Source organism: Methylobacterium sp. Ger2507 (assembly GCF_055231875.1).
In genome coordinates, this window is sequence record NZ_JBUYVC010000001.1 from 4,145,415 (window position 1) to 4,172,402 (window position 26,988).

The 26,988-nt window shown below is 65.9% G+C and carries 29 protein-coding genes; 1 reads left to right on the top strand and 28 read right to left on the bottom strand.

What is annotated here, in order from left to right; all coding sequences use genetic code 11:
* The first annotated feature begins 107 nt into the window (after positions 1-107).
* Positions 108-821 (top strand): hypothetical protein, encoded by a 714-nt coding sequence (locus ACV7NL_RS19100; protein ID WP_463356501.1) that lies wholly within the window; start codon positions 108-110, stop codon positions 819-821.
* 28 nt (positions 822-849) lie between these two features.
* On the opposite strand, the gene ACV7NL_RS19105 is transcribed toward ACV7NL_RS19100, so the two are convergent.
* The 28 genes from ACV7NL_RS19105 to ACV7NL_RS19240 all read right to left on the bottom strand — a co-directional run bounded on the left by ACV7NL_RS19105 (position 850) and on the right by ACV7NL_RS19240 (position 26,983).
* Positions 850-993 carry a hypothetical protein gene (locus ACV7NL_RS19105; RefSeq protein ID WP_463356502.1) on the bottom strand — a complete coding sequence of 48 codons (144 nt, stop codon included), beginning with the start codon at positions 991-993 and terminating at the stop codon, positions 850-852.
* A 62-nt stretch (positions 994-1,055) separates the two neighbouring features.
* Positions 1,056-2,489: a hypothetical protein gene (locus ACV7NL_RS19110; RefSeq protein ID WP_463356503.1), complete on the bottom strand. Its 1,434-nt coding sequence runs from the start codon at positions 2,487-2,489 to the stop codon at positions 1,056-1,058.
* On the bottom strand, positions 2,489-3,346 hold the full coding sequence (locus tag ACV7NL_RS19115; RefSeq protein WP_463356504.1) for a hypothetical protein: 858 nt from the start codon (positions 3,344-3,346) through the stop codon (positions 2,489-2,491). Before ACV7NL_RS19115 ends, ACV7NL_RS19110 begins: the two co-directional genes overlap by 1 nt.
* Positions 3,343-4,422: a hypothetical protein gene (locus ACV7NL_RS19120; protein WP_463356505.1), complete on the bottom strand. Its 1,080-nt coding sequence runs from the start codon at positions 4,420-4,422 to the stop codon at positions 3,343-3,345. The genes ACV7NL_RS19115 and ACV7NL_RS19120 overlap by 4 nt, the downstream gene beginning before the upstream one ends.
* A 36-nt stretch (positions 4,423-4,458) precedes the next feature.
* Positions 4,459-5,175, bottom strand: coding sequence for a hypothetical protein (locus tag ACV7NL_RS19125; RefSeq protein ID WP_463356506.1), 717 nt, complete (start codon positions 5,173-5,175; stop codon positions 4,459-4,461).
* Positions 5,175-7,274, bottom strand: a complete 2,100-nt coding sequence (locus ACV7NL_RS19130) for a phage tail protein (protein ID WP_463356507.1) — start codon at positions 7,272-7,274, stop codon at positions 5,175-5,177. The genes ACV7NL_RS19125 and ACV7NL_RS19130 overlap by 1 nt, the downstream gene beginning before the upstream one ends.
* The gene (locus tag ACV7NL_RS19135; RefSeq protein WP_463356508.1) at positions 7,267-7,680 is read right to left on the bottom strand and encodes a DUF6950 family protein; all 414 of its coding nucleotides are present in this window, start codon (positions 7,678-7,680) and stop codon (positions 7,267-7,269) included. The genes ACV7NL_RS19130 and ACV7NL_RS19135 overlap by 8 nt, the downstream gene beginning before the upstream one ends.
* Positions 7,665-8,234, bottom strand: coding sequence for a hypothetical protein (locus tag ACV7NL_RS19140; protein ID WP_463356509.1), 570 nt, complete (start codon positions 8,232-8,234; stop codon positions 7,665-7,667). The genes ACV7NL_RS19135 and ACV7NL_RS19140 overlap by 16 nt, the downstream gene beginning before the upstream one ends.
* A 1-nt stretch (position 8,235) precedes the next feature.
* Positions 8,236-11,511, bottom strand: coding sequence for a phage tail length tape measure family protein (locus ACV7NL_RS19145; protein ID WP_463356510.1), 3,276 nt, complete (start codon positions 11,509-11,511; stop codon positions 8,236-8,238).
* A gap of 19 nt (positions 11,512-11,530) precedes the next feature.
* Entirely contained in the window at positions 11,531-12,025 is a 495-nt protein-coding gene (locus ACV7NL_RS19150; RefSeq protein WP_463357170.1) for a phage tail assembly chaperone, read from the bottom strand.
* Positions 11,950-12,375, bottom strand: coding sequence for a hypothetical protein (locus ACV7NL_RS19155; protein ID WP_463356511.1), 426 nt, complete (start codon positions 12,373-12,375; stop codon positions 11,950-11,952). The genes ACV7NL_RS19150 and ACV7NL_RS19155 overlap by 76 nt, the downstream gene beginning before the upstream one ends.
* A gap of 42 nt (positions 12,376-12,417) precedes the next feature.
* Complete coding sequence (locus tag ACV7NL_RS19160) at positions 12,418-12,891, bottom strand: phage tail tube protein (protein WP_463356512.1); 474 nt, start codon at positions 12,889-12,891, stop codon at positions 12,418-12,420.
* Positions 12,892-13,008: 117 nt separating this feature from the next.
* A complete protein-coding gene (locus tag ACV7NL_RS19165) occupies positions 13,009-13,470 on the bottom strand; it encodes a phage tail terminator-like protein (protein WP_463356513.1) in 462 nt (153 codons plus the stop codon).
* A gap of 3 nt (positions 13,471-13,473) precedes the next feature.
* A complete protein-coding gene (locus ACV7NL_RS19170) occupies positions 13,474-13,698 on the bottom strand; it encodes a hypothetical protein (RefSeq protein ID WP_463356514.1) in 225 nt (74 codons plus the stop codon).
* 58 nt (positions 13,699-13,756) lie between these two features.
* The gene (locus ACV7NL_RS19175) at positions 13,757-14,437 is read right to left on the bottom strand and encodes a hypothetical protein (protein ID WP_463356515.1); all 681 of its coding nucleotides are present in this window, start codon (positions 14,435-14,437) and stop codon (positions 13,757-13,759) included.
* Positions 14,437-14,766: a hypothetical protein gene (locus tag ACV7NL_RS19180; RefSeq protein ID WP_463356516.1), complete on the bottom strand. Its 330-nt coding sequence runs from the start codon at positions 14,764-14,766 to the stop codon at positions 14,437-14,439. The genes ACV7NL_RS19175 and ACV7NL_RS19180 overlap by 1 nt, the downstream gene beginning before the upstream one ends.
* Complete coding sequence (locus ACV7NL_RS19185) at positions 14,763-15,416, bottom strand: hypothetical protein (RefSeq protein ID WP_463356517.1); 654 nt, start codon at positions 15,414-15,416, stop codon at positions 14,763-14,765. The genes ACV7NL_RS19180 and ACV7NL_RS19185 overlap by 4 nt, the downstream gene beginning before the upstream one ends.
* A gap of 85 nt (positions 15,417-15,501) precedes the next feature.
* A complete protein-coding gene (locus ACV7NL_RS19190; RefSeq protein ID WP_463356518.1) occupies positions 15,502-15,777 on the bottom strand; it encodes a hypothetical protein in 276 nt (91 codons plus the stop codon).
* Positions 15,774-17,144 carry a hypothetical protein gene (locus ACV7NL_RS19195; RefSeq protein ID WP_463356519.1) on the bottom strand — a complete coding sequence of 457 codons (1,371 nt, stop codon included), beginning with the start codon at positions 17,142-17,144 and terminating at the stop codon, positions 15,774-15,776. Before ACV7NL_RS19195 ends, ACV7NL_RS19190 begins: the two co-directional genes overlap by 4 nt.
* Positions 17,145-17,450: 306 nt before the next feature.
* Positions 17,451-18,998 (bottom strand): hypothetical protein, encoded by a 1,548-nt coding sequence (locus ACV7NL_RS19200; protein WP_463356520.1) that lies wholly within the window; start codon positions 18,996-18,998, stop codon positions 17,451-17,453.
* 63 nt (positions 18,999-19,061) lie between these two features.
* Positions 19,062-19,769, bottom strand: a complete 708-nt coding sequence (locus ACV7NL_RS19205; protein ID WP_463356521.1) for a hypothetical protein — start codon at positions 19,767-19,769, stop codon at positions 19,062-19,064.
* A gap of 11 nt (positions 19,770-19,780) precedes the next feature.
* The gene (locus ACV7NL_RS19210) at positions 19,781-20,641 is read right to left on the bottom strand and encodes a fibronectin type III domain-containing protein (protein WP_463356522.1); all 861 of its coding nucleotides are present in this window, start codon (positions 20,639-20,641) and stop codon (positions 19,781-19,783) included.
* A gap of 93 nt (positions 20,642-20,734) precedes the next feature.
* Positions 20,735-21,685, bottom strand: coding sequence for a hypothetical protein (locus ACV7NL_RS19215; RefSeq protein ID WP_463356523.1), 951 nt, complete (start codon positions 21,683-21,685; stop codon positions 20,735-20,737).
* Complete coding sequence (locus ACV7NL_RS19220; protein WP_463356524.1) at positions 21,682-22,953, bottom strand: hypothetical protein; 1,272 nt, start codon at positions 22,951-22,953, stop codon at positions 21,682-21,684. Before ACV7NL_RS19220 ends, ACV7NL_RS19215 begins: the two co-directional genes overlap by 4 nt.
* Before the next feature lie 23 nt (positions 22,954-22,976).
* A complete protein-coding gene (locus ACV7NL_RS19225) occupies positions 22,977-23,288 on the bottom strand; it encodes a hypothetical protein (protein ID WP_463356525.1) in 312 nt (103 codons plus the stop codon).
* A gap of 68 nt (positions 23,289-23,356) precedes the next feature.
* On the bottom strand, positions 23,357-24,619 hold the full coding sequence (locus tag ACV7NL_RS19230; RefSeq protein WP_463356526.1) for a phage major capsid protein: 1,263 nt from the start codon (positions 24,617-24,619) through the stop codon (positions 23,357-23,359).
* A gap of 14 nt (positions 24,620-24,633) precedes the next feature.
* On the bottom strand, positions 24,634-25,698 hold the full coding sequence (locus ACV7NL_RS19235; protein WP_463356527.1) for a head maturation protease, ClpP-related: 1,065 nt from the start codon (positions 25,696-25,698) through the stop codon (positions 24,634-24,636).
* The gene (locus ACV7NL_RS19240; RefSeq protein ID WP_463356528.1) at positions 25,691-26,983 is read right to left on the bottom strand and encodes a phage portal protein; all 1,293 of its coding nucleotides are present in this window, start codon (positions 26,981-26,983) and stop codon (positions 25,691-25,693) included. The genes ACV7NL_RS19235 and ACV7NL_RS19240 overlap by 8 nt, the downstream gene beginning before the upstream one ends.
* Positions 26,984-26,988: the final 5 nt, after the last annotated feature.

Consider the following 26,988-nt stretch of genomic DNA (forward strand, 5'->3'; position numbering starts at 1 on the left):
CCTGGGTGAGGCTTGCCGCAAGCCCTTGAAATCGGCGTCCCGTGACCGTGCGGACCTGGACTCATAAAGAGTCGCTTCTTACCTACCAGAGCCATAGGGGAGCTCCGATGAATAAGAATCTATCCTACTCGTTGCAGCGGGCCGATGAGTTGAATACTGAGCTTATGGCTGAATATGAGTTATCGTTCGGCAGCAGAGCTGTTACTACGAAGGCCGAGCACCTAACGCATGAGATATGTGCACAGCTTCGTGGAATTCTCGACCGGACTGCACGCTTGTATTGGGATCGTAAGGTTAGCCCAAGCCTGCAGCGGTCAGATCGGGATAGTGCTGTTATTTATTTCCCGGTAACTCCAGACCAGCATGCATTTGATAGCTCGCTTGGCCGCTGGCGATGGAAAGCAGTGAGGCAGGATCATCATGCTCTGTACGACTACCTTCATGGCCTCCAGCCCTTCAGCGCAACCTCAAATCGATGGCTAAAGACGCTCACAGATCTAGCTAATGCCGGAAAGCACATCGATTTGGTGCCGCAGAAGCGCATCGAGGAGCGTAGAACGACATTAACCGGCCCAGGCGGCGTTAGCGTCTCATATGGCTCTGGAGCAATGTTTGGTGGCGGAGCGCGAATTATGGGTGCGCCCTTAAACCCGGCCACACAGCGCATCATTCCGACGCCGGGCGTTACAGAGAAAATCGAGGTCTGGCATGCCTTTATCATCGAAGGCTATGACGTAAATGCAGCTGCTTTCTCACTGCACGCATGCAGGGGGGTTCGTCAGATCGTGACGGATATGACTAGCAAGTTCAGTCTCGCGTGATGACCAGCACCAGCAGGCTCTGGAAGGATCAGCGGCGCCGGGCCGGCCGAGAGCATACGAGGGACGGGATGCCCTCTATGTCGACGGCCACGCAGACCGTGCGGTGACGGGCGGCCATGGCTGGAGAAGCCGCCGCGCACAGAAGCGCGGCGGCGAGCAGGGCGCGGGTCATGGATGGCCTTCGGCTTGTCGGGGTGTCAGGCCTCAGAGCCCGACGACGCTGCAATCAGTACGTCAGTGCGCTTCCCATGCCGTACCGGTGCAAAACACGGGGGTTCGCAACCCGCCGCCACCTGTGACGCCGGCCCGATAGGTTACCGTCTGCGCATCGTTGACGTAGGCCATCGCACCCTCCCGGGTTGCGTTGCATGCCGGAAGCGTCGCCACCGTAAAGAGGGCGAGCTGCACGGGGGCCTGCATCTGCACGGTGCCGGCCCCACTCGGCGACAGGGCGAGGCTGGCGTTGGCGCTTCCCGTTGCGACGAGACGTGCCGGGTTGCCCGCGGCGCTACCGCCGATCACCTGGAGCCCGTTCACGTCGCTCGCCTTGGCTGCGACCTGCATCGTCACTGCGCCGCCGCCATCGAACTGAACACCGCCATCGGTGAAGGTCATGCCAAGCGGGTCACCGGATGGGGAGACATCGGCGCGGATCTTCGCAGCCTGCCTCAGCGTGCTGTCGATCCACGCGTAGGTCGCGCCCCGGCCGGCCTCGATCGCCGTGCACGCCTTGCCGCCGGCTCCGTCACAGCCCGTCAATCCGTCCTGAGCGAAGATGAGGCCCTTCCGGAACTTCGCCCCGTTGCCGTGGATCACCAGCGCAACCGAAGCATCGACCGCGTTGGCCAGCTTCGTTCCATCCCAGCACGAGCCTGCGAAGGTCGTGCAGTTGCCGCCCGAGGCGAGATTGAGCGCCGCAGATGAGTAGTTGAAGTAGGCGTTCGGCGCGGTGTTCTTGGCGCTGATGTCGGCCACGTCGGTCGAGCCGAGTTCGGTGACGTTGATCTCCATCGCCTGCGCCGAGCCAGCGCCAGTCTTGCGCCGCGCTTCGAAGTAGCCTCCCCAGGCGGACGTCAGGGGGACGACCGAGCCATCGGTGCGGAAGTTGAAGCCCCAGCCCATCGTGCCGATCGGGAGTCGACCGGAGGACGTCATATCCGTCGTGCGCGTTGCGCCGACGATGCCCACGTCGCCGATGCCTGACAAGGATACGGTCTGACCGATGCCGCCGTAAGCGTATTGCGAGGCCGACCCACCGGCGGCGTTCCCGAGCCAATTCGTCGGCGGGCCCGAGGGCGGCGAGTTGATCAAAGTCCGGCTGTTCAGGGTGAAGTAGGCAGCGTCGAGGTTCGCGAATCCGGTCAGGCCGGGAGCCTTGAACCCAGAGAGGTCGCCCAGCAGGCGCGCCAGCGTGTTGGCGGAAGCGGTCACTGAGGGAGTGACGCTCATCCCGGACAGGTTGCCCGTGGAGCCTTGGTCGGTCGATGGCAGCACGAGGGCGTCGGGCGTGGCGGTGTATTTGTTGCCCTGCCAGCGCCCGAGGGTCGGGCCGCCCGGCAGTATCACCCGGCTACTGTTATCGATCCGGCCTTGGCCGAGGAGCTGATCGGCCTCGGCTGGAGCGATAGCGGCGAACGCGGCGAAGGCCGCAAGGAGAAGCTTGCGCATCAGACGGTCCAGAGGTTGGTGCCGTTGGAATGGAATGCGAACTTCCCGTAGGGGCTCGCGATGATCTGGTTCGGCTGGCCCACGATGGTGTCGGAGCCGGCCGCGGCCACGATGATGGATCTATCGGTCGAGCAGTCTCCCGTCTCGTCAGCGACGTAGAGGGGCTGCCCCTGCGGATAGGCGTTGGCCGCCGGCAGCGTGATCGTGCGGGGCGCGGTGAGTTTGGCGAGCCCGACGTAGGTGTCCGCCACCTTGACCGCGTAGTTCGTGTCCTGGACGGCCGCTCGGGTGAAGGCGGCAACGGACAGTGCCGCACGCACAGCCGCGGCATCCTGCGCCTTCAGCAGCGCCCGGCCGATGTCGGTGCCGTCGGAGATCTGCGCCGCTCCGATCTGCGAGGGTCCAGGTGCGCCCTGCGCCGCTGCCACCACGAGATTGAACGACGTGCTCTCGGAAACGAGGGCGACCTGCGGGATCTCGTCGATCGACAGGCTCTCCGCGCCGTCGAAGACCGCGAAGGGCACCACGCCGAGCGTCTGCCGCCGGCCGTAGGTGTCGATCTTGTAGATGAGCACCCGGGTGCGGTCCTTGGCGACCAGCCCCGACGCATCGCCGCGCGCCTGGGCGGTCAGAAGGCGTGAGGCGATCACCGTGAACTGGCCGGCGGCATCCGAGACCCGCACGATGCCGCCGTTGGCCACTGTGAGGGGCTGGAACACGTTGTAGCCGGACAGCCAAAGTTCGGCGCCGACCGTCGAACCCGTAAGGTCCACAGGGGCACCGCCCGGATCGCGCAGGGTGCACGGTATGACCCAGTCGTCGCGCTTCCAGCGCTGAAGGGGAGTGATCGCGTTCATGCCTGCACCGCCTGGTTCGTACCGCTGATGACCCACTTCGAGCCGTTATCGATCACCTCGACTCCCGTGCCGGCGTTTGCCGCCTCCAGCACGCCGGCCGCGCTCGGCGCTCGACCATCACGAGCGAAGGCTTTGCGTCCTGGAGTGCCGGCCTTGGGAAGATCCGCGACCGCGAAGGCAGGAAGGATCGGCGTCGCGAAGGGCAGTCCCGCCGCGATCTTGCCCTCGATCGTGCCCATGCGCGCGGCGAGCGCCGACACGTCGGGGGCGTAAACACCGGCAAAAGTGGCGTTGCTCGCCCCGAGCAAGCCGATGGCCGTGGCACCGTCTGCCCCGTAGGTCCGTAGGTACGGGCGCCACGCCACGGCGCCCTTGGGCGGCACGATGGCGGGCGCATCACCCACCAGAGATGGCACCCGGATCGTCAGCAAGCGTGGGCCGTCCTGGCGCAGCAGATTGGTCTCGCGCCGGATCAAGGTTTGGCCCGCATCGCGGTCCGATGCATCGAGCCATTGGATGCCGAGGTCGACGGCGTTGTTGTTGGGGTCGAGCACGTCGGCGAGACGCCAGTATCGAGCCCGCAGGATCCAGATCGCGTCGGGGTCGACGGCAATGGTCCCGCGCGGAGCGATCAGGCCCGCGCCGGCGATCTGGTAAGCCGCGCCCAGAGCGGTCGAGACTCGACCGTTGGCGTTGAGCGCTGGAGCATCCTCCGTCGAGCCGGTTGCCGTGGCTGAGAAGGCGATCGGCGAAACTCCAGGCTGATCTCCGCGCAGGATGGCGAGGAGGGTCGCAGCATCGCCCTTTACCCGATCCGAGTTCGCGATGCTGAGCAGCTGTTCCAGGATCTCGATGGAGACCTCTTCTGCCTTCTGAGCCACCTGCTGGATCAGGATGTCGACCTGACTCTGCGGGGCCCTCGCGCCGATGATCGATAGCAGATTACGCGTTTGCGCCTGATCAGCCTCATCGGCAGCGGCCACCTGCTGGATCAGGATGTTGATCGCGCGGATGGCCGCGTTGATGCGGGCATAGGTCAGCGACGGCGCGTTCGCCGCGATTTCGTCTAGGGCCATGCGAGCCTCGTATTGGAGCGATTGCGCCAGCGTGCGCTACAGGTACTCGACGAGGTCGAGCGACAGATCGGACAGAGGCGATGTGGTCCGCTCCACCATGGCGACTGCATCGGGGGTCAGACGCATGAGACCAACGGGCTTGGCGAACTCGACCGGAGTGCCGGCCGCATAGTCCGTGCGGAGCCAGGGCCGGATCGCGACGCCGATCGTACCGGCAATGGCGAGACCGCTATCCGGGTCAGTCGGGTCCCCCGTCGTCAGCCCTGTGATGATGTGCAGTCGCTGGCTGATCGAGAGGTACTGCCCGCGCTTGAGGGCGCCGCCCTTGATCCTCTGGATCGACAGGGTCGTGGCGTTCATGGCTGCCGGAGCCGCCAGCGCGAACTGCAGCGCCCCAGTGGTGTTGGGGTTGGTCTCGAAGGCCGGGTCGATGGACAGGTCAAGCGCGGCGAAGTTCGGAGTGATCTTGGCGCCCGTCAGGGGATCGATGTTCCAGGGGCGGCCGCGCCAGTCCTCGGGTCCGCACAGGATCGCGTTGGCCGAACCGTCCAGCCCGGCCAGGAACCCATCGGCATCGAGGTAGTCGTCATCGTCCAGGCAGTGCAGGCTGAGCTTCGCCTCCCAGCGCCCGGCCGGCCCAACGATGAATTGCTGCTGCCCGGTGAGTGAGGCGCCGCCGCCGCGCGAGGTGTTGGCGATGCGCCAGCCCTCGGTGAACCGGCGCAGGCGTGGCGGCAGGGAGAGTGTCGCCATCAGGTCACCGTCACCGTGATCGGACCGGATGTGCTCGAAGCATCACCGAAGCCGCTGCGATTGTAGGCCCGGACCCAGTAGCTGTAGGTGCCAGGTGGGCGGCCTTGATCCGTGAAGTCGAAGGCTTGGCTGGGCGACCCATTGTAGGTGAGGATCGCCGTCGCCTGCGCGAAGTTCGTCGTGGTGCTGCGGAAGACCTTGGCAGACCCGAAGTTGGCTGCGTTCGGCGTGGTAAAAGCGCCCGCTGCCTGACCGGCGCCACCGGTGACCACGAAGCCAGTGGGTACGCCCGTCGAGCTGTCGTCTGCGATGGCGGTGATGGTTGCTGGGGTTGTCGCGGTCCAGTTGCTCTGCGAAGCCCGGCCGTAGGTCGCGATGGCCCCCTGCGCCTCGTAGGACTGCCCGTCGGCCAAAACCGAGGAGACAACCCGCCCGCGGCTTTCCCCCTCTGTTGCCATGTCGATCCAGTCGGCAGCCCCGACCGCACGATAGCGCCCGATTAGGGTGAGGTCCTGGCGGTCTGGCTCGTCCGTGGTCAGCACGAGGAAGGTAGCGTTGAGGTCGCCGCTGACCGGCCGGCGCTCAATGCTGACGGTAAGGTCCATCGGCGGATCTGGCAGTGCGGCCGCTGCATCGACACCGGGGATGACTGGCGTGATGCCCTCCTCAGTCGCTGTGTCGAAGGTGAAGGCTGCGGGATCGATCGACACGAGGTCGAAGGTGCAGGTCGAGCCATCGCCGGCTGCCACCGCCCGCTCGACCGTGAACACGGCGTCGATACCGTACCGGGTAAGCGTCAGCCGGATAACATCCTCGAAAAGCGCTGGCAGTCCGGAGCGATCGGTGACCAGGCCTGTGATCCGGTACTGTGGATTCTTCCGAGCTGTGTAGATCTTAGCCAGCCGTCGAAGCTGGCTGTGGTTCTGCACCCACTGGCGCGCGAAGTCAGCCTCCAGGATCTCCCCCGAGAGCGCTTGGCCGGCCAGATCCTCCCAAGGATCGCCCTCGATGACTTGATAGTCGTGGAAGGGCGAGACGTAGGAAATCTTCAGCCGGTTGAAGGTGGCGCGCTTGCCCGAGCCAACCTCGATCTGGCCCGTTGAGATGATCTTGGGATCGGTGAGCGTCACCTCGGGCGCGACATACTCGCCGCCGCTGATACCGATCTTGCCCTCGGGCGTCAGATACAGGCGGCCGTCACAGGCGTCGAGCATGCCCTGCAGGGTGTCGGCCGGCTCGTCGGTGAGGTCGAAAGCGCCGCCGAGATAGTACCGCGGGTAGCTCTCGCCAGCCTTATTGATTACCGGCTGGAAATGGAGGCTCGCCGCAGCCGCAAACGAGGCGTCGTCGATCAGCGCGTAGGGCACCTTCATGCCCCAGGTCTGATGCGTGATGAGGTCCCGAATGCACAGGGCCGGGATGTCCGACCATGTCCAGGTCGCCGGATCGTCAGTCTGGGCCGGGTCGTTCAGGTTCCGGACCCGCGACGCGCGGATGAGCACGCGGTGCTCCGGCCAGGTGCCTGACGGGAACGACTTCGGGAAGTTCTTCTCCTTCGGCGCTATGGCCATCATCACGCTGTAGGCACAGCCACGCAGGCGGTCGTCGATCAACCACTGCGGCAGGGCTTGCAGGAGCGCCGAGGCCGGCTGATCAGTCCCGCCGAGATGCCCCTCCAGCACCACGTTGTCCTGAAAGGGCGCGATGCCGGACGGACCGCCGAGCGAGCCCTCCGGCAGGGCCGTGCGCTTGTCCTCGAGCCAGTAGCCGAGGAAGGCACCAATCGGCCCCTCCACGTGGTAGATCGCATTGTAGAACTTGCCCGCGAAACTCCGGTACTCGACCTTTGGGCCGGCCAGCATGACGGTGCCGTAGGCGCGCCGGCGCGGCGGTAGAGACTGGCGCGACGAGAACTGCTGCGCCGCCACCTTTTGCTTCGTGTCGGGCGTGGTCAGCGTCTGGAGCAGGAGCGACCCACCGAGCACCGTCGCGGTGCCCACGATGGTCGCCAGCGAGATCCCAGCGATGCCGACCGTAGTGGCGACGGCGGCCGAGGTGCCGACTGCGCTCAGGATCGCGATGCCGATGGCCTCAACCACGCTTCAGGCTCCAGGCGACCAGCATGCGGAAGTCCTCAACCACGATGCCGCCCTCGGATTTGGCGGCCCATTTGTCATCGAAGCGGATGGCCGAGACCGTGTTGCCGGCAGCATCGACCACCACGCCTACGTCGCCCTCCTGCGGAGCCCGGGTCGTTACGAAGCCGGCGATGGCCATATGCACGCGCCACATCACCTCGAACCCGCCCCAGCGGGCGATCTGCCGGAGCGCACCGAACCCGCTGGTGTAGGTCCCGCGCAGATGTCCGGCCGGGTCGATGCCGGTGGCTTTCTCCACCCACGTAGCGACCCAGAGCGCGCAGTCTTGTCCAGTCGCTCGGTCGAACTCGGCTTCCATTCCGGCGCGCAAGTGCGCCAGGAGGGCCGGATTCAATACTGCGGCCATTTTTCAGTCGCTTGGACGAGCCGGGAGAGCTGATCAGCGCCCCCATCTGCCGGGTAGAGCTTCCGCTGCGAGGCCGCGTTGAGATAGCCGAACGCTGGCCTGCGGCGATTGTAGAGCAAGGTCACGGTGGTGACGGTGATGGTCGCGGTGGCGCCGTCATCCTGCATCGACATGCGGTCCATCAGGGCAGTGAGGATGGCCAGAGGCGCGTCCAGGAGCCCGAGGTCGTCGTTGAAGTGCTGGTCAAAGATCCGGACCGGCCGGCCCTTCACCTCGGACGAGGCCGCGAGTGTCTTGGCGATCAGGCCCGGCTCGACGCCTGAGAGCGTGAGGGTCACAGGCGCCCCGCCGGAGGGGACCACGGCGCGGTCGATCTCGGAGATCTGCCCGAGCTCGCCAAGCCCAGACCAGACCTGACCATCGGCCGTTCGGATGGGCCCGAATCCCTGGTGCACCCGCTTCGTCTCACTGGCGAAGTCGAGGCGCACGAGGCGGATCGGGCGCACCGTGCGGCCCTGCTGGAGCGCGGCGATCGTCGCTGGCATGCGGGGCATGTCAGGCGCTCTCCTTCCAGGCCGTGAACCGCTGGCCCATCGTCCGGTCTCGGTCCGAGTTGTTGGCGGCCAGGGCTCGAGTGATGGCGGCCTGCACTTCGCCCTGAGACAGCGTGGATCCGCGCAGGTCCATGTTGAATGTGCGGGCGTCGGTGGTTGAGGCCGGATTGTTGCTGTTGACCGGTCCCGACATCGAAACGGGGATGCGCTTGCCGTCGGGGAGCGGCACGAAGGCCTCCGGGCCGCGTCCTTCGCCGAATAGCGCCAGCTGCGGCGAGTTCGCGATACCGCCCGTCGCGTATGAGTGCAGCGGCAGCGGCCCGTTGCTGGTCATGATGCCGCCGGTGGCGAAGCCGAACAGGCCGGCGATGCCGCCCTTCGAAGCCGCACCGAAGGCGCTCGACACAACGCTGTCGATGACCTTGTTCATGATGCTGTCGGCGAGGCGACCGAGAGCGTTTCCGGCCGCCTGCGCCGCGGTGGCGCCGTTGCGCAGATCCTGAGAGAAGCCGCTCAGCGCACTGGAGGCCATGTTCTTGGCGTCCACGAGCTCGTTCGTTGCCCGGCTCTCGGTGATGATCTTCTGAGCCCCAGGGGTGGAGGTGTCGCCGACGAGCGACCGAGCCCGCGCGTAGGCCGCAGCCTCAGGCGCGGTCCGGCCCAGTTGCTCGCGATCAAAGGCCACGTCGCGGCTGAACTGGACCAGTTTCAGCTGCTGGGCGGCCGTCGCCGTCGCGGTCGCGGTCTGAACGATGCTCTGGCGGTAGCTGTCCGTGATCGCGACGCCCTTGCCCTGCTCTTCGGCAAGGCGGCGGTTCGCCTCCGTCGCCGCCTCGAGCCGGAGGCCGTTCTGGCCGTAGAGTTGGGTGTTGGTGCGCAAGTTGTCGTTGGCGAGTTGGATCTCCTGACGGCGGGCAGCTTCATCGCGCACCATCTGCTCAGCGCCCGGCGGTGGCGTGAGGATGGCTTTGATGTAGTCCTGGGTCTCTCGGGGCAGGGTCGAGACATCGTTACCGCCGGCGAGAAACCGCTGAGCCGTGCGCGGGCCGGCATTGTAGCCGATGAGCGCGGCCACTTCGTTGCCGTTGAACTGGCGAAGCAGCTGAGCCATCAGCTCGGCCTGCTTCGGGATGGCCTGCGCCGGGTCAAAGGCGTTCTGCAGCCCCATACCCCGGGCGGTCGGCGGCATGAACTGCGAGATGCCCTGCGCGCCCGCCGGAGAGACGGCGTTCGGATTGAACCGGCTCTCCTGCCGGATCTGCGCAGTCAGCAAATCGGCATTCACACCATTGGCGTTCGCGGCATCGAAGATCAGGCCACGGTACTGCGCCGGCGCCTGGCCGACGCCCATAGAATACCTGCCGCTGCCCGTCGCAGTGTCTCGATAGGTCTGGCTCTCCAGCGTCTGGAGGCGGGTGACGCGCTCGAGCTCGAGCGTCTGCAGACGGGCAAGCTGCTCCTCACGCGTGCCGCTGGCCTCAGCCGTGCGACTGCGCTCGGCGATGTCATTCTCGATGCCGGCGGCGGTCTGCGCCGTCGGGCTGAACCCGGCCGTGCGCTGCTGGAAGCCGGCTGCGCGCAAGCTCGCCGCGTACTCGGCGCCACCGGCCTGCATGTTCTCTCGCAACTGGCGGGACTGAGCCACGAGTCCTTCCATCGCGGCACGCGCGGCGCCTTGCTCATCGAGTGGCAGGCGGGTCAGGTTCTTCCGGATGTCCTGAGCCTGGTCCGCGATCTTCTTCATCTGCTCGGCCGCCGGGCTGAGCTCCTTCACGATGTCGCCGATGCGCGTTGAGGTCTGGTTGCTGGCTTTCTGCTGAGCGTCAGCATCCCTCTTCTGCAACTGCGAGCGGAGCTTATCCGCCTCGCCTTGGATCTGCGTCTGTAGGGCAGTGTTTGGGCCAAAAATGCTGCTGCTGTTGTTCTTCTTGATCGCGTCGAGGCGGACCTCAACATTCTTAAGCTGGTCTTCAAGCGAGCCGCCACCTAGTGCTGTATCGACGCCACGGCCAAGTGTGTCCCAGAGGCTCCCAATCTTTGTCGTTACGCTATCGGTTACACGCCCCCATCCAGACGTAAGTTCGGATGCTTTGGTCAGACTACCCTCGTACGCCTGCATCAACGCTCTCTGCGCGCCAAGCCGGTCGCCCTGCATGGCAAGGCGCTGGATGTTTTCTCGCGTGGTATCGTTGAGAAAGCCAAGCTGCGCGTTCAGCGCGTCCGCGCCTTTGGCTGGGTCGGCAAAGGCTTGCGCGAGCGCCTTGTTGGCGTCCGAGATGTTCTGCCCGGTCGTGGCAGCATAGTCCTTGGCCGAGCCGATGAGGCCGACATACATTTCTGTGCCGATCTTGCCGGTGGCAGCGTACTCGCTGGCCATCTGGCGGGCAGAACGGGTGGAGACGTTGCCGGCGGCCGCGGCGGCGGGAGCCAGCGCGTTGATCTGCGCCACAGTCGCGCCGGACGCCTGACCAATGCCGGCGAGGCTCTGTCGGACGGCTTTCTGGCTGTCGTCGTAGGAGTTCCAGGCGACAACCCCAATGAGCGCCAGGGTCGTCATGCCAGCGATGGCACCACCGACGATACCGACACGCGCAGCCAGTCCGCTGGCGGCCTCGCCGGCCTGGGCGAGAGCCCCCTTTACGCTGGCGCCGCCGGCCCCGCCGAAGACCTGTGCGATCTGCGGACCCTGCTGGAGGGCAACCGTCGACAGGTTCGACCCGCTGCCGAGCGACGAGAGGATGTCGCCACCCTGATAGACGAGGTTCTGGACCTGGTCGGAGCGAAGGCGATTGTTCTGGTTCGCTGCGGGCCCGGCCGTTCCGCCCAGGGCACCCAGCTTCCGGCTCGCCTCAAGGTTCTGGAGCGCGGTTCGGCCCTGCTCACCAAGCTCACGCCACCCGTCGCGCTGAGACCGCATGGAGGCCGTTGCTGCCGCCCCGACAGTGGCGTAGCGAGCCTGCAACTGCCCAAGGGTCCGCTCGTAGGCACCCGCGTCGATAATGCCCTGCTGGAGAGCGCGATCCAGGGTCCGCGTCGAGCGCTCCATCTGCTGCTGGGAGCGGAAGTTCGCATCCACCGCAGCTCGCACCTTATCGTAGGCAGCGGCGGCCGAGAGCTGTCGCCGAGACGACATCTCCGTAACGGTCGCGGTCGTTTCGCTGGCCTGCGCCACACGCTGCTGCGCAGCGGCCAAACCGTCGAGGTCGGAGCGAACCTTGTCGGCCCCCTCTGAGACCTGACGGATCGTCACCGTGCGCAGGGTGTTCAGAGATGGCATGGAAGGTCCGCGATGGATGTCAGGACGGAGATTGATCAGCCGTAGGCGGCTGTCGTTTTGCGAGACGCCTCAGGAGGCCTCGCACACCCTTTACGTCAGTGACCGCGACCTCGTTGAGGACCGGGTTCTGGATGGGCGGGGCTCGAAGCCCAAGGTATTCCGCATCCATTGCCCGGATGATGCCGAGGAACCACTCGAACTCGTCGGGGCAGAGGATGCCGTACCGCTCTGCGTAGAGGTGGATGGCCGCCGAGGGGATCCGGCTCTCTGCGCCGAAGCCGAGATGCCGGTCTGTCGTCAGCTCCCAGAACGACGCCCAGTAGAACTGGAGGCCGGTCTCAATCAGCGGCCGGCGGAGGTATCCGTCGGGGAGCGGGCGCTGCCTCCGCTCCAGGTTCGCGATCAGCTTTGCCTTCGGAGCCCAATCAAGGTGCCACCTCAGGCACTCGCAGAGTTTCCCACGGCCTCCTCGGTGCGCTCGGCGCGCGCGTCCTGGACGACGTTGGCAGCCCAGGACACCGCTTCCTGGAACGGCCGGAAATCGGGGTCCGTGAGGAGCTTGGTCGCGAGCTCCTTCGTGTAGGGCTCCGGCTGATCGTCGGCGCCGGTGAGGCCGCGCCAGTCGAGCAGAACGGCGTCCGCCATGGCGCGGGCCATGATGCCGTCGAGGGTCACGGGATCAATGCGGCCGTTGATGCGCTTGTCGCGACCGATGGCTTGCTGCTCCCTGGCGATGATGCGCTGGTAGTCCGAGTTGCCGAACCCGCGCACCTTGAGTTCGAGGTCGCCCATGCCGGGGATGGAGCCAACCCAGTCGCCCTGCTCGACGCGCGCGGAATCAATCTTGAGGCTTGCGAGTTTCATTGATCACCTGTCGATGGGTCGGGAGTGCTGCGATTGGCGCGATCAGGTGGCGGGAACCTCGACGATCGCGGAGTCGATTGCGATTTGAAACATGCGCCTGATGATATTGTCGGCGTTGCCGATGTTGCCCTTTTTCGAGGACACGAGGCCGCGGAAATACTCGATTGTGTCGGTGCCGGCCGGCGTCAGCCGATCCGGATAGGTCACCTTAAAGGCAAACTTGTTGTTCGTGGCCTCGGCCGCGATCATGGCTGCCTGGCCAGGATCCGTGGGGTCTCGCCCGCAGGTCAGCGCCAAGTTGCCTGCATCACGCACGCCCTTGGACTTCCGCTGCCGACCGTCGTTCAGCGCGGCGAAGTTGACGATGTTCGCTTCGTCACCGAACTCACCAAGCGATTCGACCGTGCCGATCTCGGTGAACTGAAGCGATGCGAACTCAGCAACGGTGTCGGTCGTGGACAGGACGGCCGGACCGATGAAGATCTTGGCGCCCGAAGCGGTGGTGATGTCGCCCATGGTGGTCTCCTGATGTCGGCCACGCGGGCCCATGCGTTACACACCCCGCCCGCGGCAGGGATTGGCTTCCGAGAGGTCGGAATTTGGGAAGTGGAAGAGCCCGCCGGCGCCGCGCGCTTAGGCGTAGAAGCCGCCCCGATCGACGAAGTCGAACTCGTACGGGATGCTCAGGCTGAGCGAGAAATACATGCCCTCTTCGTTGCGGTCGTCGATGACTGGACTCGAGGGCGAGAACGTCTGCACTCCGTCGAACTTGCGCCCACGGAAGAGCGTCGCGAGGCTGTCGGCCATCGTGAGGCCGGGCCCGAAATCGGCGCCGCGCTGCACATTCAGGATGAGGCGGACCGCGCCCTCTTCCCGGTAGATCGTGCCGGCGAGATCCATCTGGCTGACGTTCGCGACCGGATACTGAACCTGGAGGTAGGTGTCGCCGTCCGGCGGCGTCTCGCCCGTGATGTTGATGCCGAGCACGGGGCACTCAGGAAGGCCCCCCGCCTTGCGTGAGGCGACCGCCTCGGACGAGGACCAGCGAGCGAGCAGCCGCGCCTCGACGGCATCCACGACAGCTTTCTGCGGCATGGCCTATTCGGTCTCGGGCTCGAAGACCTGGCCGTCCGCGAAGACCACCTTCGCGATCTTCCGCATGGAGCCCGTCCTGGGGTCTGCCATCCGGAAAGAAGGCTTACCCATCAGGTTCATCTCCGCGAATGCGACGGTGAGATTGACGCGGATCGGCTCGTTCACTCTCACCTCGATGTCGACGGCCTCGATCCCCTTGATAGGCTCGCCCGTCTCCACATCGGTCACGGTCACGCCGTTTCCGGCCGGGCCGCCCTGAACCTTCACGTTGCCATATCGCATGGTGTTACTGCCCCGGGTCGATCTTGATGCACGGCTGACGCGTCAGCCAATCCTGCTTCGCCGCGGTGCGTCCGCTCCGGACGCGCTTGGCGAGTTCCTGGGCGCCCTGCGTCTGCGCCCATTTCCCGATCGCACCGCCAGGGAACGACCGGTAGGAGAAGCCGACGTAGGCGATGTTGCCGAAGCGCCGTTTGGCGAGGTTGGCCACCGCCTCGTACACGCCCTCGGGTGCCTGCTGGCTCTGACCGCGCTCGATCTTCCGGCTGTACGGCTGGGCGTTGAGCACGATGTACTCTTCGGCCGGGACCGGGCTCATCGGGTCGAACTCGACGCCGTCGGCGAACCAGACGTGGCTCCGGGCGTAGCGCTCGCTCTTTACAGGCGAGTGGAGGATCAGCTGTTCGTCAACCCACTGGATGACGTCGACCAGCAGGTGGAATTCGAAGGTGATGACGCTGCCGCCCCGGACGCTGCCGAGATCCGCCCGCTTCGCGCCGTCCACGTAGGTGTCGTGATCCGGCACGTAGCCGAGGGCTCTCTGGTTTACGCCCTGGGCTTCGATCAGCGCCGCCTGTGCAGCCTCGGCCAGCTTCCGGCCCTGCGCTTCCAGTGAAAGCTCCTCGTCGATGATAAGCGCGATGTCCCGAGCGATTGGGTCAAGGCGGAAGGAGGACCGAACGGCCATCAGCCCCGGAGCCACAGATTCACGCGTACCAGAACGCCATCCATCTCGACGGGCTCGACTGCCTGGACGTTTCGCTTCCGCCCGGAGACGGTGAGCTTCCAATTCACCGCGGGCAGGCCCGGCAGGCCGGAAGCCTTGAGGCTGGTCGGCGACAGGATAGCCGTGCTGTCGCCCTGCTGAATGCCGCCCGACAGCTCCTCCGGCTTGTAGCCCCGGAAGAACACTCGGACATCGCCGATAGCCGCCGGCGACAGCCGCTCAAGCTTTGCGGTTTGCCCGTGGGCCGCAATCTGCCGGTCGAGCATCGCAATGGCACCGGCCGGGGTCATACGAACATCAGCCTGCGGTACTGCGAGAGAGTGGCTTCGGCTTCGGGATGAGGCAGCGAAGCGTTCGCCCCCTGGACGTAGAAGTCCCGGCTGCCCACGCCCATGACGTCCTCGGATTTGATCATCATGTCCCGGCCCACGGCCGAGATAGAGACGGCAACCAGCTGGATGACGGCGCGCTCGATGTCGGCCGGTAGATCCTGCGCCGTGCCAGATTGCGAGCCTTCGCGTGCTTCACCTGGAAGGATCCAGCCCGAGTGATACTGGACGACCAGATCGCGGCCGGCCCACCCCCGGCGCTCGTCCCCGTCCATCCGGTAGAGCATGCGCCCGTCCGTGGCGTAGGTGTCGGGGGCAAGGAGCATTCCGCCCACCTTCACGCTTGCGATGGTGATGACCGGCGCACGGTCGAGCAGGATGCCGCCGCACTCGCCGATAACGCCAGGGCAGCAGAGGTCGAAGCGCTCCGACACCGTCTCACGTCCGAAAGAGCGCCGGCAGTAGGTGGCCGCCTGCTGAGATGCCTGGTCGATCCAGCGCTGGAGCTGCGCCTCTGCCGGGGTCTCGGCAGAGAGACCAAGGTCCCCCCGCACGTTGGCTGTGGTCGTCAGGCGCCGCACCGTTGCAGGGGTGATGATGGAAACGCTCATGCGGAACCCACTCAAAGGCGGCATCTGGCGCTCGCGCACCACGAGGTGCGGTCGGCGCCGGATCAGTCTCGGTTCGCCCGAAAGGTCAGGAGACCGCGCGGTTCGCAGCGCGGCGGGCGCGCTCTTCCGCTACCCAAGCGATGCCTTCCGGCGTCGGGCTGTAGAGCGCATAGTTGTGGCCCATCCCGAACAGGCTGTCCGTCTTGGTGATCAGCCCGTGGAGCTCGAGCTTGATGACGTGATCCGCCGCGACGTAGTTTGTGCGCAGGGTCTGGGTCGGGTCGTCCACCAGCCGGAACATGAGGCGCTGCGCCTCCTTCCGGTATGTGATCGCCGCAGCGGGCTTGGGTTCGATGCTCATGTCAGGGCGACTCCGTCCATGAGGAGGCGGGTGTTCTTGCCGTTCGAGACGCCCGGCCCACCGAGCTTGGTGGTGTCGGCGCGCGCGAAGCCGCCGCTGCTGGCGGCACGGCCGGTGTAACTCAGCAGCCCCATGGCTTCGACGCTGCCCCGGTTGTTAGCGGCATCGGCGGCGACGTACAGCGCGTGGGTGCCGAGGAAGGTCGACGTGCTGCTGAAGATCCGGACGCCTGCCTGAACGAAGATGTCGATGTCGTTCTCAATGCAGCCCGAGCCGAACAGATGGACGCCAGCGCGGATATCCGGAAGCGCGGCGCCCCCGTCCAGGCCGTTCGCCTGCCCCGCATCCTGGGTTCGGCAGGCCCTGAAGGTGCAATAGCCGGTCTTGATGACCCAGCCGCTGCCACGCGCTTCCTGACCCTCGCAATTGTCGAAGGCGACAACACCGTTCTTCGCCTGATCGGCGTCGACCACCCAGTTGGCGCAGTCCTCATAAGAGGTGCCGCCGCCCTTGCCAGAGTACCAAGCCTTGGCGTTGCTGATCCGAGTGTTGGGGTTCGAATAGACGCGGATGCCGCCCTTGCTGGCCCCGCCGGAGCTGAGCTGGACGAACGAGCTGTCCACGGTCGACAGCGTCATCCCGTAGCCGGCCGCGTTGAGTGACCGTATGCGCGAGAACATGAACTCGCCGCGGCCGCTCACGTAGAGGCCGTCGCCCGGAGCATCGACGAGCAGCAAGTCGTCGGAGGTGTTCCAGGCGTCGGTGTAATCGTAGCCCTGGAAGCTGAGCGACCACCGGAACAAGCCAAGCATGTTCGCTTGGCCAAAGCCTTTCGCCCCGAAGACGGCGGTCTTCGAGAAGGTCATGAAATCGCAGAACGCGTTGTTCGAGCCGGTAGTCGTCGCGTTGTCGTTGACCACCCCGTACCCGTAGGAGCCAGGCGCGATCACGAAGGCGGAGGTCGCCGCGCCGCTGCCCACGACGCCGGTTCGCCGATGAAGCACGAGCGCACCGAGACGCCCGGCACCTGCGTTGTACTGCGCGGAGGTGTTGCCGATGAGGTAGAGGCGTCCGGATCGCATCCGGACCAGACGCCCGAAGTTCCGGTTCCCGACCGCGGCCGTGGGGTCTCCGGTGAACACGCCAGTCGAGCCGTAACGGGCATCGTCGACCGCCGCCTGCCATCCGGCCGTATCGTCGCTGCCGAAGATGAATCCACGACCGCTGGCGGCGCCTGCGGCCGTTCCGCTGAAGGTCACGGCGTTCGGGTTGCCGGCGACCAGGGACGTGAGGGTCCGGGCTCCGCCGAACGCATCACAATAGATCGTCTTGCCGATGTCGGCGGCGGTGAAGGTGTAGACGTTCAAGGAGAACGTGTTCCCGTCAACGGCGCCGTTCGAACCCTGGAGCGCGTCGCCCCTGACGCTGTACGGCGGAAGGTGCGGGTCAATCTCTCCGCTGTACTGCGAGAGGACATCCCGGAGTTCGATCGAGCGCGCCGGGCTGGCGAACGGGATCGGCGCCGCTGCTGCGGCTAGAGCCGCTATGCCGCCCAGCAAAAGGTTGCGCCGATGTACCATTTCAGGGCCCCGTATTGGTTAGTGCCGCGCCGTCTTGCGTCAGAGCCTGGCCGTCTTGAGTAAGGGCAGTTCCTTGTGGAGGGGAGCTACCGTCTAAGGGACCGATACAGCATCGAGCCGCGCCCTGAGGGCACTACGGTTCGAGAGCGCAACGTTGTCGTTCGTGGGGTACATCGCATACGTCGCGGTGAACACGTCCTGGAGGCGAGTCTTCTGAGCGGCAGTCGCCGAGGCGCCGAGAGCCACAAGGGCGTCTACCCGCGTCTGCAGCGTGTTCTGGCCGGGCGCCTGACCGAACAGGATGCGGTCGAGCGGAGCGCGGCGGGACCGCCAGTTCGTATACCCGGTGCCGTTGGGGTGCACGCTGTCCCCCGCCGCATATGGCGTGTCAGTCTCAAATTTCTCGGCAACACCGGCATAGTTGGACACCCAAGGCAGATCGAAGCTGCTGTCCCACGACATGGGCAGCCCAGTCTTGATCGCGGGGCCAAAGACATTCTGATTGTAGGGGAAGGCGCCGTTCGGGCTTTGGAAGTCCGAGTTGACGTAGGGGCTCGCGTTGGCCGTTGCGTCAGCGGAGGTGAAGTTGAGGAACGACAGGTCCGGGGCCGTGACGACGAGACCGAGGCTCTTGACCTGGGCGATCAGGCCGTCGCTGCGAGCGCGGATGACCGCAGCATTACCGTTCCCGAGGGCAACTGAGTACGGGCGGACGTCCTGACTGACATATGCGATGTCGTTGACCCAAGGGTCCATGTCAGCGGCACGAAGGTTCCGCTTGAGGGTCGCGCTTGCGAGAACAACGTCCACCTGCTCAGATTTGATCTGAGTTTGATTGGCGCCGCTGCGGGCTGTAACGAAGAAAAACGGATCGCTTCCGGGAACGTTAGCGATGAAGGCCGCCCGAGAATTGTTGACCGCCGAGATGTTCGTGTACTGATTGCGCACGATCGACATGCCCGGCTTCCAGATCCACTGGCCGGACGAGCAGGCGATATGCGGCGTGACGTTCTGCGTCATGCCCGACACGGTCACGTCGAAGCGGACCTGGACCCAGCGAGCGGTAGTCGTCAGCCAGAAGTATCGCTGGCCACGACCCGTGTAGGCCGCATCGGTAGCCGCGGTCGGCCGGAACGGTGTGAACGCCGTGTCCTGCGTCCACGAGCCCGTGTCGGGCGATCCGTCGGTGCTGTCGTTCGAGTACCAGACCGTGGGTACGAGCGGGGACGTCGTGGAGGGCAGACTCGCATTGCCGTCCCAATTGATGAACAGCGGCGGCGAGCTATCGGCGTTGACGGCCTCATGCTTGATCGAGACGTAGCCGATCGAACCGGCGGGGATCTGCTGAGCCGACGGGATCGGAATCGTCCGGCTGGTGGAAGACCCCTTGAGGTTCGTCTCGTAGGCAGTGTCGGTTGTCCGCGCGAGGGTACCGCCAGTCCGGATCCAGTAAGACGCGTCGGTGATGCCGACACGAGCGGCGGCGCCCGACAGGTTGATCAGGGACGAGAGGTTCCGGAGGTCCACGCCTCGGAGCTTGCCGGTGCCCCCCGAGTCGAAAGTCATCCTGGCTTGGACTGGACTGACGGCGACCGACAGCGCCATCAGAAGCAGCAGGGCCTGTTTTACGAACCTGTTCATGCGGCTGCCCTCTCAAGCCGGGATAGCAGGGCGCCGCTCAGTGCAAGCGGCGCCCTCGCGTCGTCAGAATTCGCGCGCGTAGAACGCCTGAGCGGTGGTGGCCCCGAACACGGAGCACGCGCCGGTGCCGGCGTGGTGCGGCCCGGTCTCGTAGAGTGCGTTTGGCGGGATCCGCAGGCTGGTCTGGTTCGCGGCGGCTGTCGTCAGGCAGTTGACGTAGAGGTCGCCGGTCGACTGGTTCTGGAACAGGTAGCCACGGCGACTGGTGTTGGCCGCCATGAACTGCTGAGCAGTGCCGCCTGCCGTGACCGTGCCGCCGCGATCCGTGCTGTTGCTGCGAACGATGGTGTCGACCGGCAGCGCGGCCCCGTTGGCGACGCCCTGGATGGACAGCACGTCCGTGGACGGCGCCCCTGCGGTGCCGAGGGCCGGCTGCTTGGCCGCCGTGGCGCCGCCGGTCACCGTGACCGATCCGATGGAGTTCGTGCCTGCGGGCAGCGGAGGAAGCGCGGTGACGCCGACAGTGCCGATCGCGTTCGTGCCGGCCGGGATCCCGCCGGACAGGCTGAAGAATCCCGGATTGCCCGTGGTCAGGGCCGGGTTGCCGGCCGCGTCGTACAGGATGAAGTGGGAGCGGGACTTGCCGCCGACCACCGTCGCGCCCTGAGTGACCGTCGCGCCACCCGCCTGGAATGAATAATCCGCGACCGCCGGCGAGATGGCGAGCAGGGAGAGCGCAGCCGCCAGGGCCGCGTGAGAACGCTTCATCATGGTGGTGGCTCCTAGACGCCGGTGGAGGACTTGAGGGGGAGGTTCGACTCGTCGTCGAAGTTCGCAGCGAGGTCCGGCGCGGTGCCGGGGGGCTGAGCAGCGGCGGTGGAGCCACTGGCTACCGCGGACGCGAGGCCAGCGCCGGCGCCGTTGGATGCGGTGATGCGATACTGATAGGCCGTCGCTGCGGTGAGCCCTGTGACCGTGGCGCTCGTGTCGGTGCCCACAGTCGGGAACTCGGTCCAGATGGCCTGCCCGGCCACGCGGTACTCGAGGGTGTAGTCGTCTGGCGCTCCCCCGGTGGTCGGAGCGGACCACGAGATGGGCTGGGTCGTGTCGGTTGCCGTTCCAAGGGTCGGCTGTGCCACCTGCCCTGGCACGCCGACGATTGCCCCCACCGTGGTCACAGGACCGATGACGGTCGGGTCATATCCGATGCGGTCACCCTGGCTGAGGGCGGTCTTGAGCGACAGGCTCCAGCTTCCGTCTGCCAGCGAGGTAGGCGCTCCAAGCTGCACGCCGGTGTCGAACATGTAGACCAGGACGGCCGTTAACGGCTTCACGCCGATGCCTGAAATGGTCTTGCCGTCCTCGGACACCACAGCCTGCGCGAGGGCCGGTAGCGCGGAGACCGACGCGGCCACCTGATACGAGATCGTGCCGGCTTGCGCGAAAATCCGCACCAGGCGCGCGCTGGCGAACGGTCCGTAGGTCTTGGTGGCGTTGGCGGCGATCTGCTCCTTCGTCTCGACGGTCTGGCCGTTGAAGACGGCGATCGAACCGCTCGCACCCGCCCCTGCTTTGACCGTCAGCACCTTGCTGGGCTCAAGGGGAAGCGTGATGGCGCCATTCGGAGTCACGGGATCTGGCATGAGGCGTGTCTCCAGGCGAGGGCAGTGAGCGCCCCAAACGAGGTCGTGTTGGGAAGGTCAGATTTTCCGGATGCTCAGGCCCTGCGGCCGACCTCAGTTCTGGGTTTCTTCGATCCAGAACCAAGCCACGCCGAGCCGAGCCGCCGCTGACAGTCCGCCCCCAGCGCCACCCATGAAATGGCCGAAGCAGTTGCCCGGCGTGATCACCCGGACATTATCGACATGCGTGCCAGAGGATGGGGCTGCGATGCCGCCGATCGGGCTGGCTGTCGTCGGGCTGCTGTCGAGGCGGGTCGTGTTCATCGACCACGTCAGGGTCAGGGCTGAGGGGCCAGCGCCAGCGATGAAGTTGTTCGGCGTGACAGTCGTGACCGTGCCCGAGAGAGCGAGCGGGTTCGACACGCCGTAATACTCAATTGCCCCGCCGGTGCTGTTGTCGAAGCGGCGCTGATAGACATAGGCGATCGTGTTCGATCCGGCCGGGTTGCAGAGCCGGGAATTCAGGAAGTTCGCGGCGTTGACCGTCTGGATTGAGGTCGATGCCGAGTAGGCTCGGCCGGCCCGTACGGCCTCCTCAACGGCGTTGTGCACCGGTCCGTTGACGAACAGGATCGAAGGCGAGGGCGACGCCGTGATGGTGATGGTGGCCGAGCCCGAAGTCCATGCTGGGGCATCAATGACCAGGATCTTGCCGCCGGCGACGACCCGGTAGTCACTCGCAAAGGCTACGCCCGTGCCGTCGATGGTGTTCTTACCGAGCGATCCGACGCCAGACTTGAAAATGATCCGGCCGCCCAGCGAGGCGGTACCATCGGCGCCGCCGCGGACGCGCAGCTGCCCGACGAATGTCCCGGCGACCGAGATGTTGGCCGAAGCGAAGCCGGTGACGTCAAGCGAGATGCTGCCGCCCTGCGCTGAGATCGTCCCCGTCACCGTTGCGATCGACGGGCTGGGAGCCGGCGACATCGACGGGGAAATGCTGTCCGCCCATGCGGCAGCCGACCAGACAATGGCGAAGACGGCAGCCAGGAGCGCGCGCATCATTTGTACTCAACGCTGAGCTGAGCAATCTGACCGGCGGCCAGAGCTGTATTGTCGTTGTCGGCTGCTCCGGTCGTCATGACGTAGGCGATGCCGACGCTGAAGGTCCATCCAAGATCCGCTTGGTCGAAGGATGTGCAGGCGAGCCCGCCTGCGGCAGCCGGGGGAAACACACGGCTCATCGCCACGGTGTTCGTCCCAGGCACCGGCGCCGATCCGAGGTTGAAGAACCGAATGTAGACGGGGCTGGTCGAGGTGTTGCAGGCGTAGATCTTGTAGAGCCGCCCGCTCGAGGCCTTCGCGACGGTCGCGTTGTTCGTGGCCGCCGAAGACACGATCCGCGAAAAGCCATCCACGCCACCGTTGGTCGCAACGGCAGTCAGACCACCGATGCTATTGGACCCTCCCTGCAGCGTCACAGGAAGCGCGCTCGTGTTCGACAGGATCAGCCTGCCGTTGCTGTCCGCCGAGAGGTAGGCCGACTGCCCTGTGGTAAGCGTCGGCAGCGTGGCGTTGTACTGGCCGGCGAACGCGTTCTGCGGAACACCGCCAGTGACGCCCTGCACGGCCTGGGCTGCTGTGCCGGTCGTCCCGGGTGCTGTGACGGAGCCTGCCGAGGTTGGGTTGGCCACGGTGACCGTCCCGATGGCATTGGTGCCGGCCGGGAGGGGCCCGTTCAGCCCAAAGGTGCCGATCGCGTTGGTACCGGGCGGCAGCGGCGACGCCAGCGTCACCAGCCCCTCGCGGACGCTGACGGTCCAGGCAACGGAGATGGTGCCGGTACCGGCTGTGCTGATGCGAAGGCGCAGGTTCGTGCGGCCCTGGACGGCAACGCGGGTCTGCCCGTCGACGGTACGCGTGGCGGCAGGCACGCCCGTACCGGCGTTGACCTCGTTCACGCCCGTATAGGTGGTGCCGCCGTCGTTGGACTGCTCGTAGGTAACGGTGGCGCCCGACCCCGTCAGGCCCGCGAAGGTCAAGCCTACGGTCGACTGACCGTTGATCGGGATGACGAGAGTGGAGGCGGTCGATGTCGCGTTCAGCGTGCCAGTGCCGCGGACATCTTGCTCCATGGAGCCGGTCACCGCCGAAGCCCCGCCAGACCCGCCTCCTCCAAACCCGGAGACGATATTGCCGGCGGCGTCGTAGATCGACACTGGCTGCAGGGCAACATTCGAGCGGTAGGCCGGCGCCGTAGCGGGCGGCGGGTCGGCATAGGCGGCCGACGAGATGAGGCAAGCGAGGGCCAGGGCCCAGAGGCGGAAGAGCATGGGTCGACCCTCGCTTTGGGACGCTACTTGGCGTTCTTGACCGAAGCAGCGGCTTCCTGGCCGCTCTTGGTCGGCACGCCCTGCGCGTTGAGCGCATCAGCGACCGCATCGTGACCCGGGATGGTCGGGTCGTTGAAGTCGATGCGGTTCTGGTCAACCGTCGTGTTGGCGCGCGGATTGTCGTCCACGGCCGGGTGGCTCATGTCGACGTCCGGCACCACCTGCTGCGGAGCGCCGGACGTGTCGACGCTGGTCGCCGCAGGGATGTTGGCGGCCTTGGCGCCCTCAGTCTCGGCCAGCTTGCCGTCCGGCGCCTTATCGGTGTTCGCGGCCATGGTGGCCTCCTGATGCGAGATGATGTGGGGAGAGTCGGCGAGCCGAACGCCCGCCGACCTGACCGGGCTCAGGCCGCGATCTGGAGCGCCCGCATGGGCTCGGGGTTGTAGACGCCGCCACCGACCCGCTTGACCGTGTAGAAGGCCACGTAGGGCTTGTTGGTATAGGGGTCACGGAGCACCACGATGCCGAGACGATCGACCACGAGGTAGGTAGCCTCCATGTCGCCGTAGAGGGCAGCGATGTTGCCGGCCGCGACGACGGGCATGTCGGGCACCTCGATGATCGGCGCCCCGGCGAGGGTCTGGGGCTCGCCCACCTGATAGGACGGCTGCCAGAGGTAGTTGCCCTGGCCGTCCTTCAGCTTGCGGGCCTGACCGAGCGAGAGCCGATTCAGGTAGAGCTTCGCATTGATCGCGAACTCGGACGGCAGGTCGTACATCAGGCTGATGAAGCCATCGCCGGTGAGGGCCGCTGCCGCGCCGGAGTTGATGGTCGGAATCGCACCCCAGGGATGGCGGGCAGCATTCGCTCCGCCGGCGACGTAGGTCAGGATGCCGTAGGGCTTGTTGGTGCCGTTGCCCGACAGGAAGGCGATGCCCTCCTGACGCGCGAACTCGGTATCGACCTCGTCGCCGAGCCACTGCTCCAGATCCACGGCGGAATCGTCGAGCAGCTGCTGAGAAATCATCGGGTTGGCGTAGAGCTCGCCCGGGGTGAAATCGAGGATGCCGAGCTGCGGGGTCGAGGTCGCGGGCCGCGAGGCGGTCTCACCGACCCAGCCCGAGCCAACGGAGCGGTCCGAGAAGACCTTCTTGAAGCCAGCGACCGAGATGTTCTGGACGCGAGCGTTGGCGCGGATCGGCGAGATGCGCTTCAGCTTGGCGACAATGGAGCGGTCCCACTCGACTGGCGCCAAGTACCCGCCGTTCGTGTCGGTGCCCTTGTCCATGGCGGCAGAAACGTTGCCCTTCCGCATCCAGGCCTTGTAGTCCTGGATGTAGCCGGGGTCGGTCGGCGGCAGGTCGCCCATCTGCTCGCCTGGCCGCATGGTGGCGGCGGCCAGCTTCTTCTGCATGTCGTCGAAGGCCGTCTGCATGTCGCCGAGGGAAGCGCTCATGCGATCAAGCTTCTCGACGGCTACGACGTCGGCCTTAGCCTTCAGCTTGTCGTCGTTCTCCTTCTTGAAGTCCTCGAAGCCCTTCTGCAGGGCGGCGATGATGGCCTTCGGATCGGAGGCGTCGGCGCGGATGCCGGGGCTCAGCAGCGCGCGCGGACGGACGATGGCGGACGCGCCCGCGAGGGCCGCCGCAGCGGAAACGTATTTCATGGTGGTGGGTGCCTTCAGGGACGAATTACAGCGGCCAGTCCAGCAAGGCTGGACCAATCGAAATCGCCTGCTTTTGGCTCGGCGGACCCGGCAGGGCCGGGCTCGAGGGCAGCGCCAGGCGTACCCTCTTCATGGGCAGCGCCTGGCGTGCCCTTGATCTTGTTGATCCGCTCGCGCGCATCGGTGCGCGACATGCCGGAGGCGACGAGCTGCAGCTCCAACGCGCGAAGCTCGTTGACGGAGTGGTCGGCGGCCTTGGCCTTCTCGTCGACCTTCGTCTTGTCGGCGGCCATGATAGTGTCGGCGAAGTGCTTCTCGACCGCAGTCGCGCCGGACATGTAGGTCTCGTCATCCATCATCTTGGAGATGACGCTGACTTCAAGGCCGGTTCGCTCGGCGTAGACCCCGGCCATGGCAACATCAAAGGGCTCGAGGAAAGCGGCCATCTCGGCGAAGTCGTGCCGGTTGCCGCCGCCCATGACACTGCAGTTATGGATCATGATGAAGCTGCCGGTGCCGATCTCGATCCGGTTGCCCGCCATCGTGATGATGGATGCGGCCGACGCCGCGATTCCCATCACCTTCACGGTGACGTCAAAGGGGTGCTCGCGCAGCACGTTGTAGACCGCGAGGCCTTCGAACATGTCGCCGCCGAACGAGTTGATGTGCACCTCGACCGGGCGGGCCCCGATCGCGCGCAGCTGAGCAGTCACGCGCTTGGCGGTGACGCCGTCTCCGGTCCAGAAGTCCTCGCCGATGGGGCCGAACATCGTGATGACGTTGTCGCCATACTCCACGGCGCGGACACCGGCCGCGTCGGCATTCCACCGCTCGATCACCGGCGGCGGGGTGTAAGCCGAGACGTTGCGCCGATGCGGCACCGGCAGAGCCTTCGGGCGAGCCGCGCGCGGGTCCTCACCCTCCGCGCGGATGCGACCGATCATGCCCTGAGGACGCTGCGCCTTTACCAGCGACCCAAGCTCTTCGCTCGCCGCCAGCTTGGGCTTGCCCTTCCTCTCGGTCTCGGCAGTCTGATCCTGCTGCTCGGCCGGGGTCGGCTTGCGGGGTTCATCAGCCATTTGCCGTCCCTTCCTGGATAGGCGGGCCGCCGTTGTGGCCCATCATCGGATTGCCGAGGTCGTCGCCGTTCTCATGTGACGGCATGTCGAGGGTTTCGCGGACCTCGTTCGGGGTCATCCAGGCCTGCTGCCCGCCGGCGCCGAGCGCCTTGGCGAAGAAGTCGGCCTGATCCTTCATCGACCCGCGGAGCAGCGCGCCGGCATTGAACTTGATCTCGTAGAGATCCGCCTCTTCGTCGCTGAAAAGCGCCCGCTCGGCCGCCTGCTGCCACGCCTCGAACCACGAACTCAGGGCGTACCGCACAAAGAACTGGCCCAGGACGTCGATGCCGGAGCCCCAGCTGGTCTCGTCGATCATCAGCAGCGGCCGGGGCACGCCGAAAATCCGGGCGATCTCCTCGATCTGCCGGCCGCGGGTCTCGTGAGACTGCGCGTCCTTCGCCGTCGAGCCGATCGGCTTGTATTCCAGGCCCTCTTCGAGGATCGGGGTCTTCCCAGCGTCAGCCGCGCCCGAGAACCGACTCGACCAGTAGTGCCTCAGGCGCTCGACGGCCTCGCCGCTGATGGTCTTCGGGTGAGCGAGATACCCGTTGATGAAGCTGCCGTTCTTGTAGAGACGCCCCAACGCCAGGTCGGCTGCGATAGCGAGACCGATGGCGTCAGCCGCCTGTCGAACACGCGAGATCCCCTTGATCCCATCCAGGGAGATGCCCCGAAGGTGGAACATGTCCCGCGGAGCGAAGAGGACGCTCGGGCCGCTGGCTGGCTTGTAGCGGTAGGACACTGTCCAGTCCGCGTTCTGAATCGGTGTGACCCGCATCGGGTCAATCGGTACAAGCCCCACGATCGTGTCGCGGCGCCGGGCGAAGTCCCGGGAGCGGATGATCCGAGCGTATCCGTCCCCGTGCACTAGGGCACGGAGCTGAAGAAGCGTCTTGAAGTCGTAGGCCGTCTGCCACTCGTTCGGGCGGCGATGCAGGATCTTATAGAGCGGCAGATCCTTCGCTTTCTCCTTCGTCGCCTTGTTGATGACGTGGGTGGGCAGCATGCCCATGGACTCGGACACGAGACTGACCGACCGGAAGACGGCCGGGTTCTTCATTGCTCGCTCGACGGTCACCTCGATGCCAGCCGACGAGCCGTTGCCGCAGCGCAGGTACTCGACCAGCGCCGGGTCGCTCAGCCCGTAGAAGGCGACCGCGCTGCCGTCAGCTACGACACCGGGCCCTGCTGCAGCGGCCTGCTCGGGCTTCGGGGTGGAGCGGAAAAGATCAAGGATGCCCATTCGGC

Bases quoted from the DNA above. Each gene is read 5' to 3' on its own strand.
- ACV7NL_RS19185 (WP_463356517.1), bottom strand. From the start codon at position 15,416: ATGAGCGTTTCCATCATCACCCCTGCAACGGTGCGGCGCCTGACGACC.
- ACV7NL_RS19230 (WP_463356526.1), bottom strand. From the start codon at position 24,619: ATGAAATACGTTTCCGCTGCGGCGGCCCTCGCGGGCGCGTCCGCCATC.
- ACV7NL_RS19100 (WP_463356501.1), top strand. From the start codon at position 108: ATGAATAAGAATCTATCCTACTCGTTGCAGCGGGCCGATGAGTTGAAT.
- ACV7NL_RS19120 (WP_463356505.1), bottom strand. From the start codon at position 4,422: ATGGCCCTAGACGAAATCGCGGCGAACGCGCCGTCGCTGACCTATGCC.
- ACV7NL_RS19220 (WP_463356524.1), bottom strand. From the start codon at position 22,953: ATGCTCTTCCGCCTCTGGGCCCTGGCCCTCGCTTGCCTCATCTCGTCG.
- ACV7NL_RS19190 (WP_463356518.1), bottom strand. From the start codon at position 15,777: ATGAGCATCGAACCCAAGCCCGCTGCGGCGATCACATACCGGAAGGAG.
- ACV7NL_RS19210 (WP_463356522.1), bottom strand. From the start codon at position 20,641: ATGCCAGATCCCGTGACTCCGAATGGCGCCATCACGCTTCCCCTTGAG.
- ACV7NL_RS19145 (WP_463356510.1), bottom strand. From the start codon at position 11,511: ATGCCATCTCTGAACACCCTGCGCACGGTGACGATCCGTCAGGTCTCA.
- ACV7NL_RS19125 (WP_463356506.1), bottom strand. From the start codon at position 5,175: ATGGCGACACTCTCCCTGCCGCCACGCCTGCGCCGGTTCACCGAGGGC.
- ACV7NL_RS19165 (WP_463356513.1), bottom strand. From the start codon at position 13,470: ATGCCGCAGAAAGCTGTCGTGGATGCCGTCGAGGCGCGGCTGCTCGCT.
- ACV7NL_RS19200 (WP_463356520.1), bottom strand. From the start codon at position 18,998: ATGAACAGGTTCGTAAAACAGGCCCTGCTGCTTCTGATGGCGCTGTCG.
- ACV7NL_RS19105 (WP_463356502.1), bottom strand. From the start codon at position 993: ATGACCCGCGCCCTGCTCGCCGCCGCGCTTCTGTGCGCGGCGGCTTCT.
- ACV7NL_RS19175 (WP_463356515.1), bottom strand. From the start codon at position 14,437: ATGGCCGTTCGGTCCTCCTTCCGCCTTGACCCAATCGCTCGGGACATC.
- ACV7NL_RS19135 (WP_463356508.1), bottom strand. From the start codon at position 7,680: ATGGCCGCAGTATTGAATCCGGCCCTCCTGGCGCACTTGCGCGCCGGA.
- ACV7NL_RS19180 (WP_463356516.1), bottom strand. From the start codon at position 14,766: ATGACCCCGGCCGGTGCCATTGCGATGCTCGACCGGCAGATTGCGGCC.
- ACV7NL_RS19205 (WP_463356521.1), bottom strand. From the start codon at position 19,769: ATGATGAAGCGTTCTCACGCGGCCCTGGCGGCTGCGCTCTCCCTGCTC.
- ACV7NL_RS19115 (WP_463356504.1), bottom strand. From the start codon at position 3,346: ATGAACGCGATCACTCCCCTTCAGCGCTGGAAGCGCGACGACTGGGTC.
- ACV7NL_RS19215 (WP_463356523.1), bottom strand. From the start codon at position 21,685: ATGATGCGCGCGCTCCTGGCTGCCGTCTTCGCCATTGTCTGGTCGGCT.
- ACV7NL_RS19155 (WP_463356511.1), bottom strand. From the start codon at position 12,375: ATGAAACTCGCAAGCCTCAAGATTGATTCCGCGCGCGTCGAGCAGGGC.
- ACV7NL_RS19140 (WP_463356509.1), bottom strand. From the start codon at position 8,234: ATGCCCCGCATGCCAGCGACGATCGCCGCGCTCCAGCAGGGCCGCACG.
- ACV7NL_RS19235 (WP_463356527.1), bottom strand. From the start codon at position 25,698: ATGGCTGATGAACCCCGCAAGCCGACCCCGGCCGAGCAGCAGGATCAG.
- ACV7NL_RS19225 (WP_463356525.1), bottom strand. From the start codon at position 23,288: ATGGCCGCGAACACCGATAAGGCGCCGGACGGCAAGCTGGCCGAGACT.
- ACV7NL_RS19110 (WP_463356503.1), bottom strand. From the start codon at position 2,489: ATGCGCAAGCTTCTCCTTGCGGCCTTCGCCGCGTTCGCCGCTATCGCT.
- ACV7NL_RS19160 (WP_463356512.1), bottom strand. From the start codon at position 12,891: ATGGGCGACATCACCACCGCTTCGGGCGCCAAGATCTTCATCGGTCCG.
- ACV7NL_RS19240 (WP_463356528.1), bottom strand. From the start codon at position 26,983: ATGGGCATCCTTGATCTTTTCCGCTCCACCCCGAAGCCCGAGCAGGCC.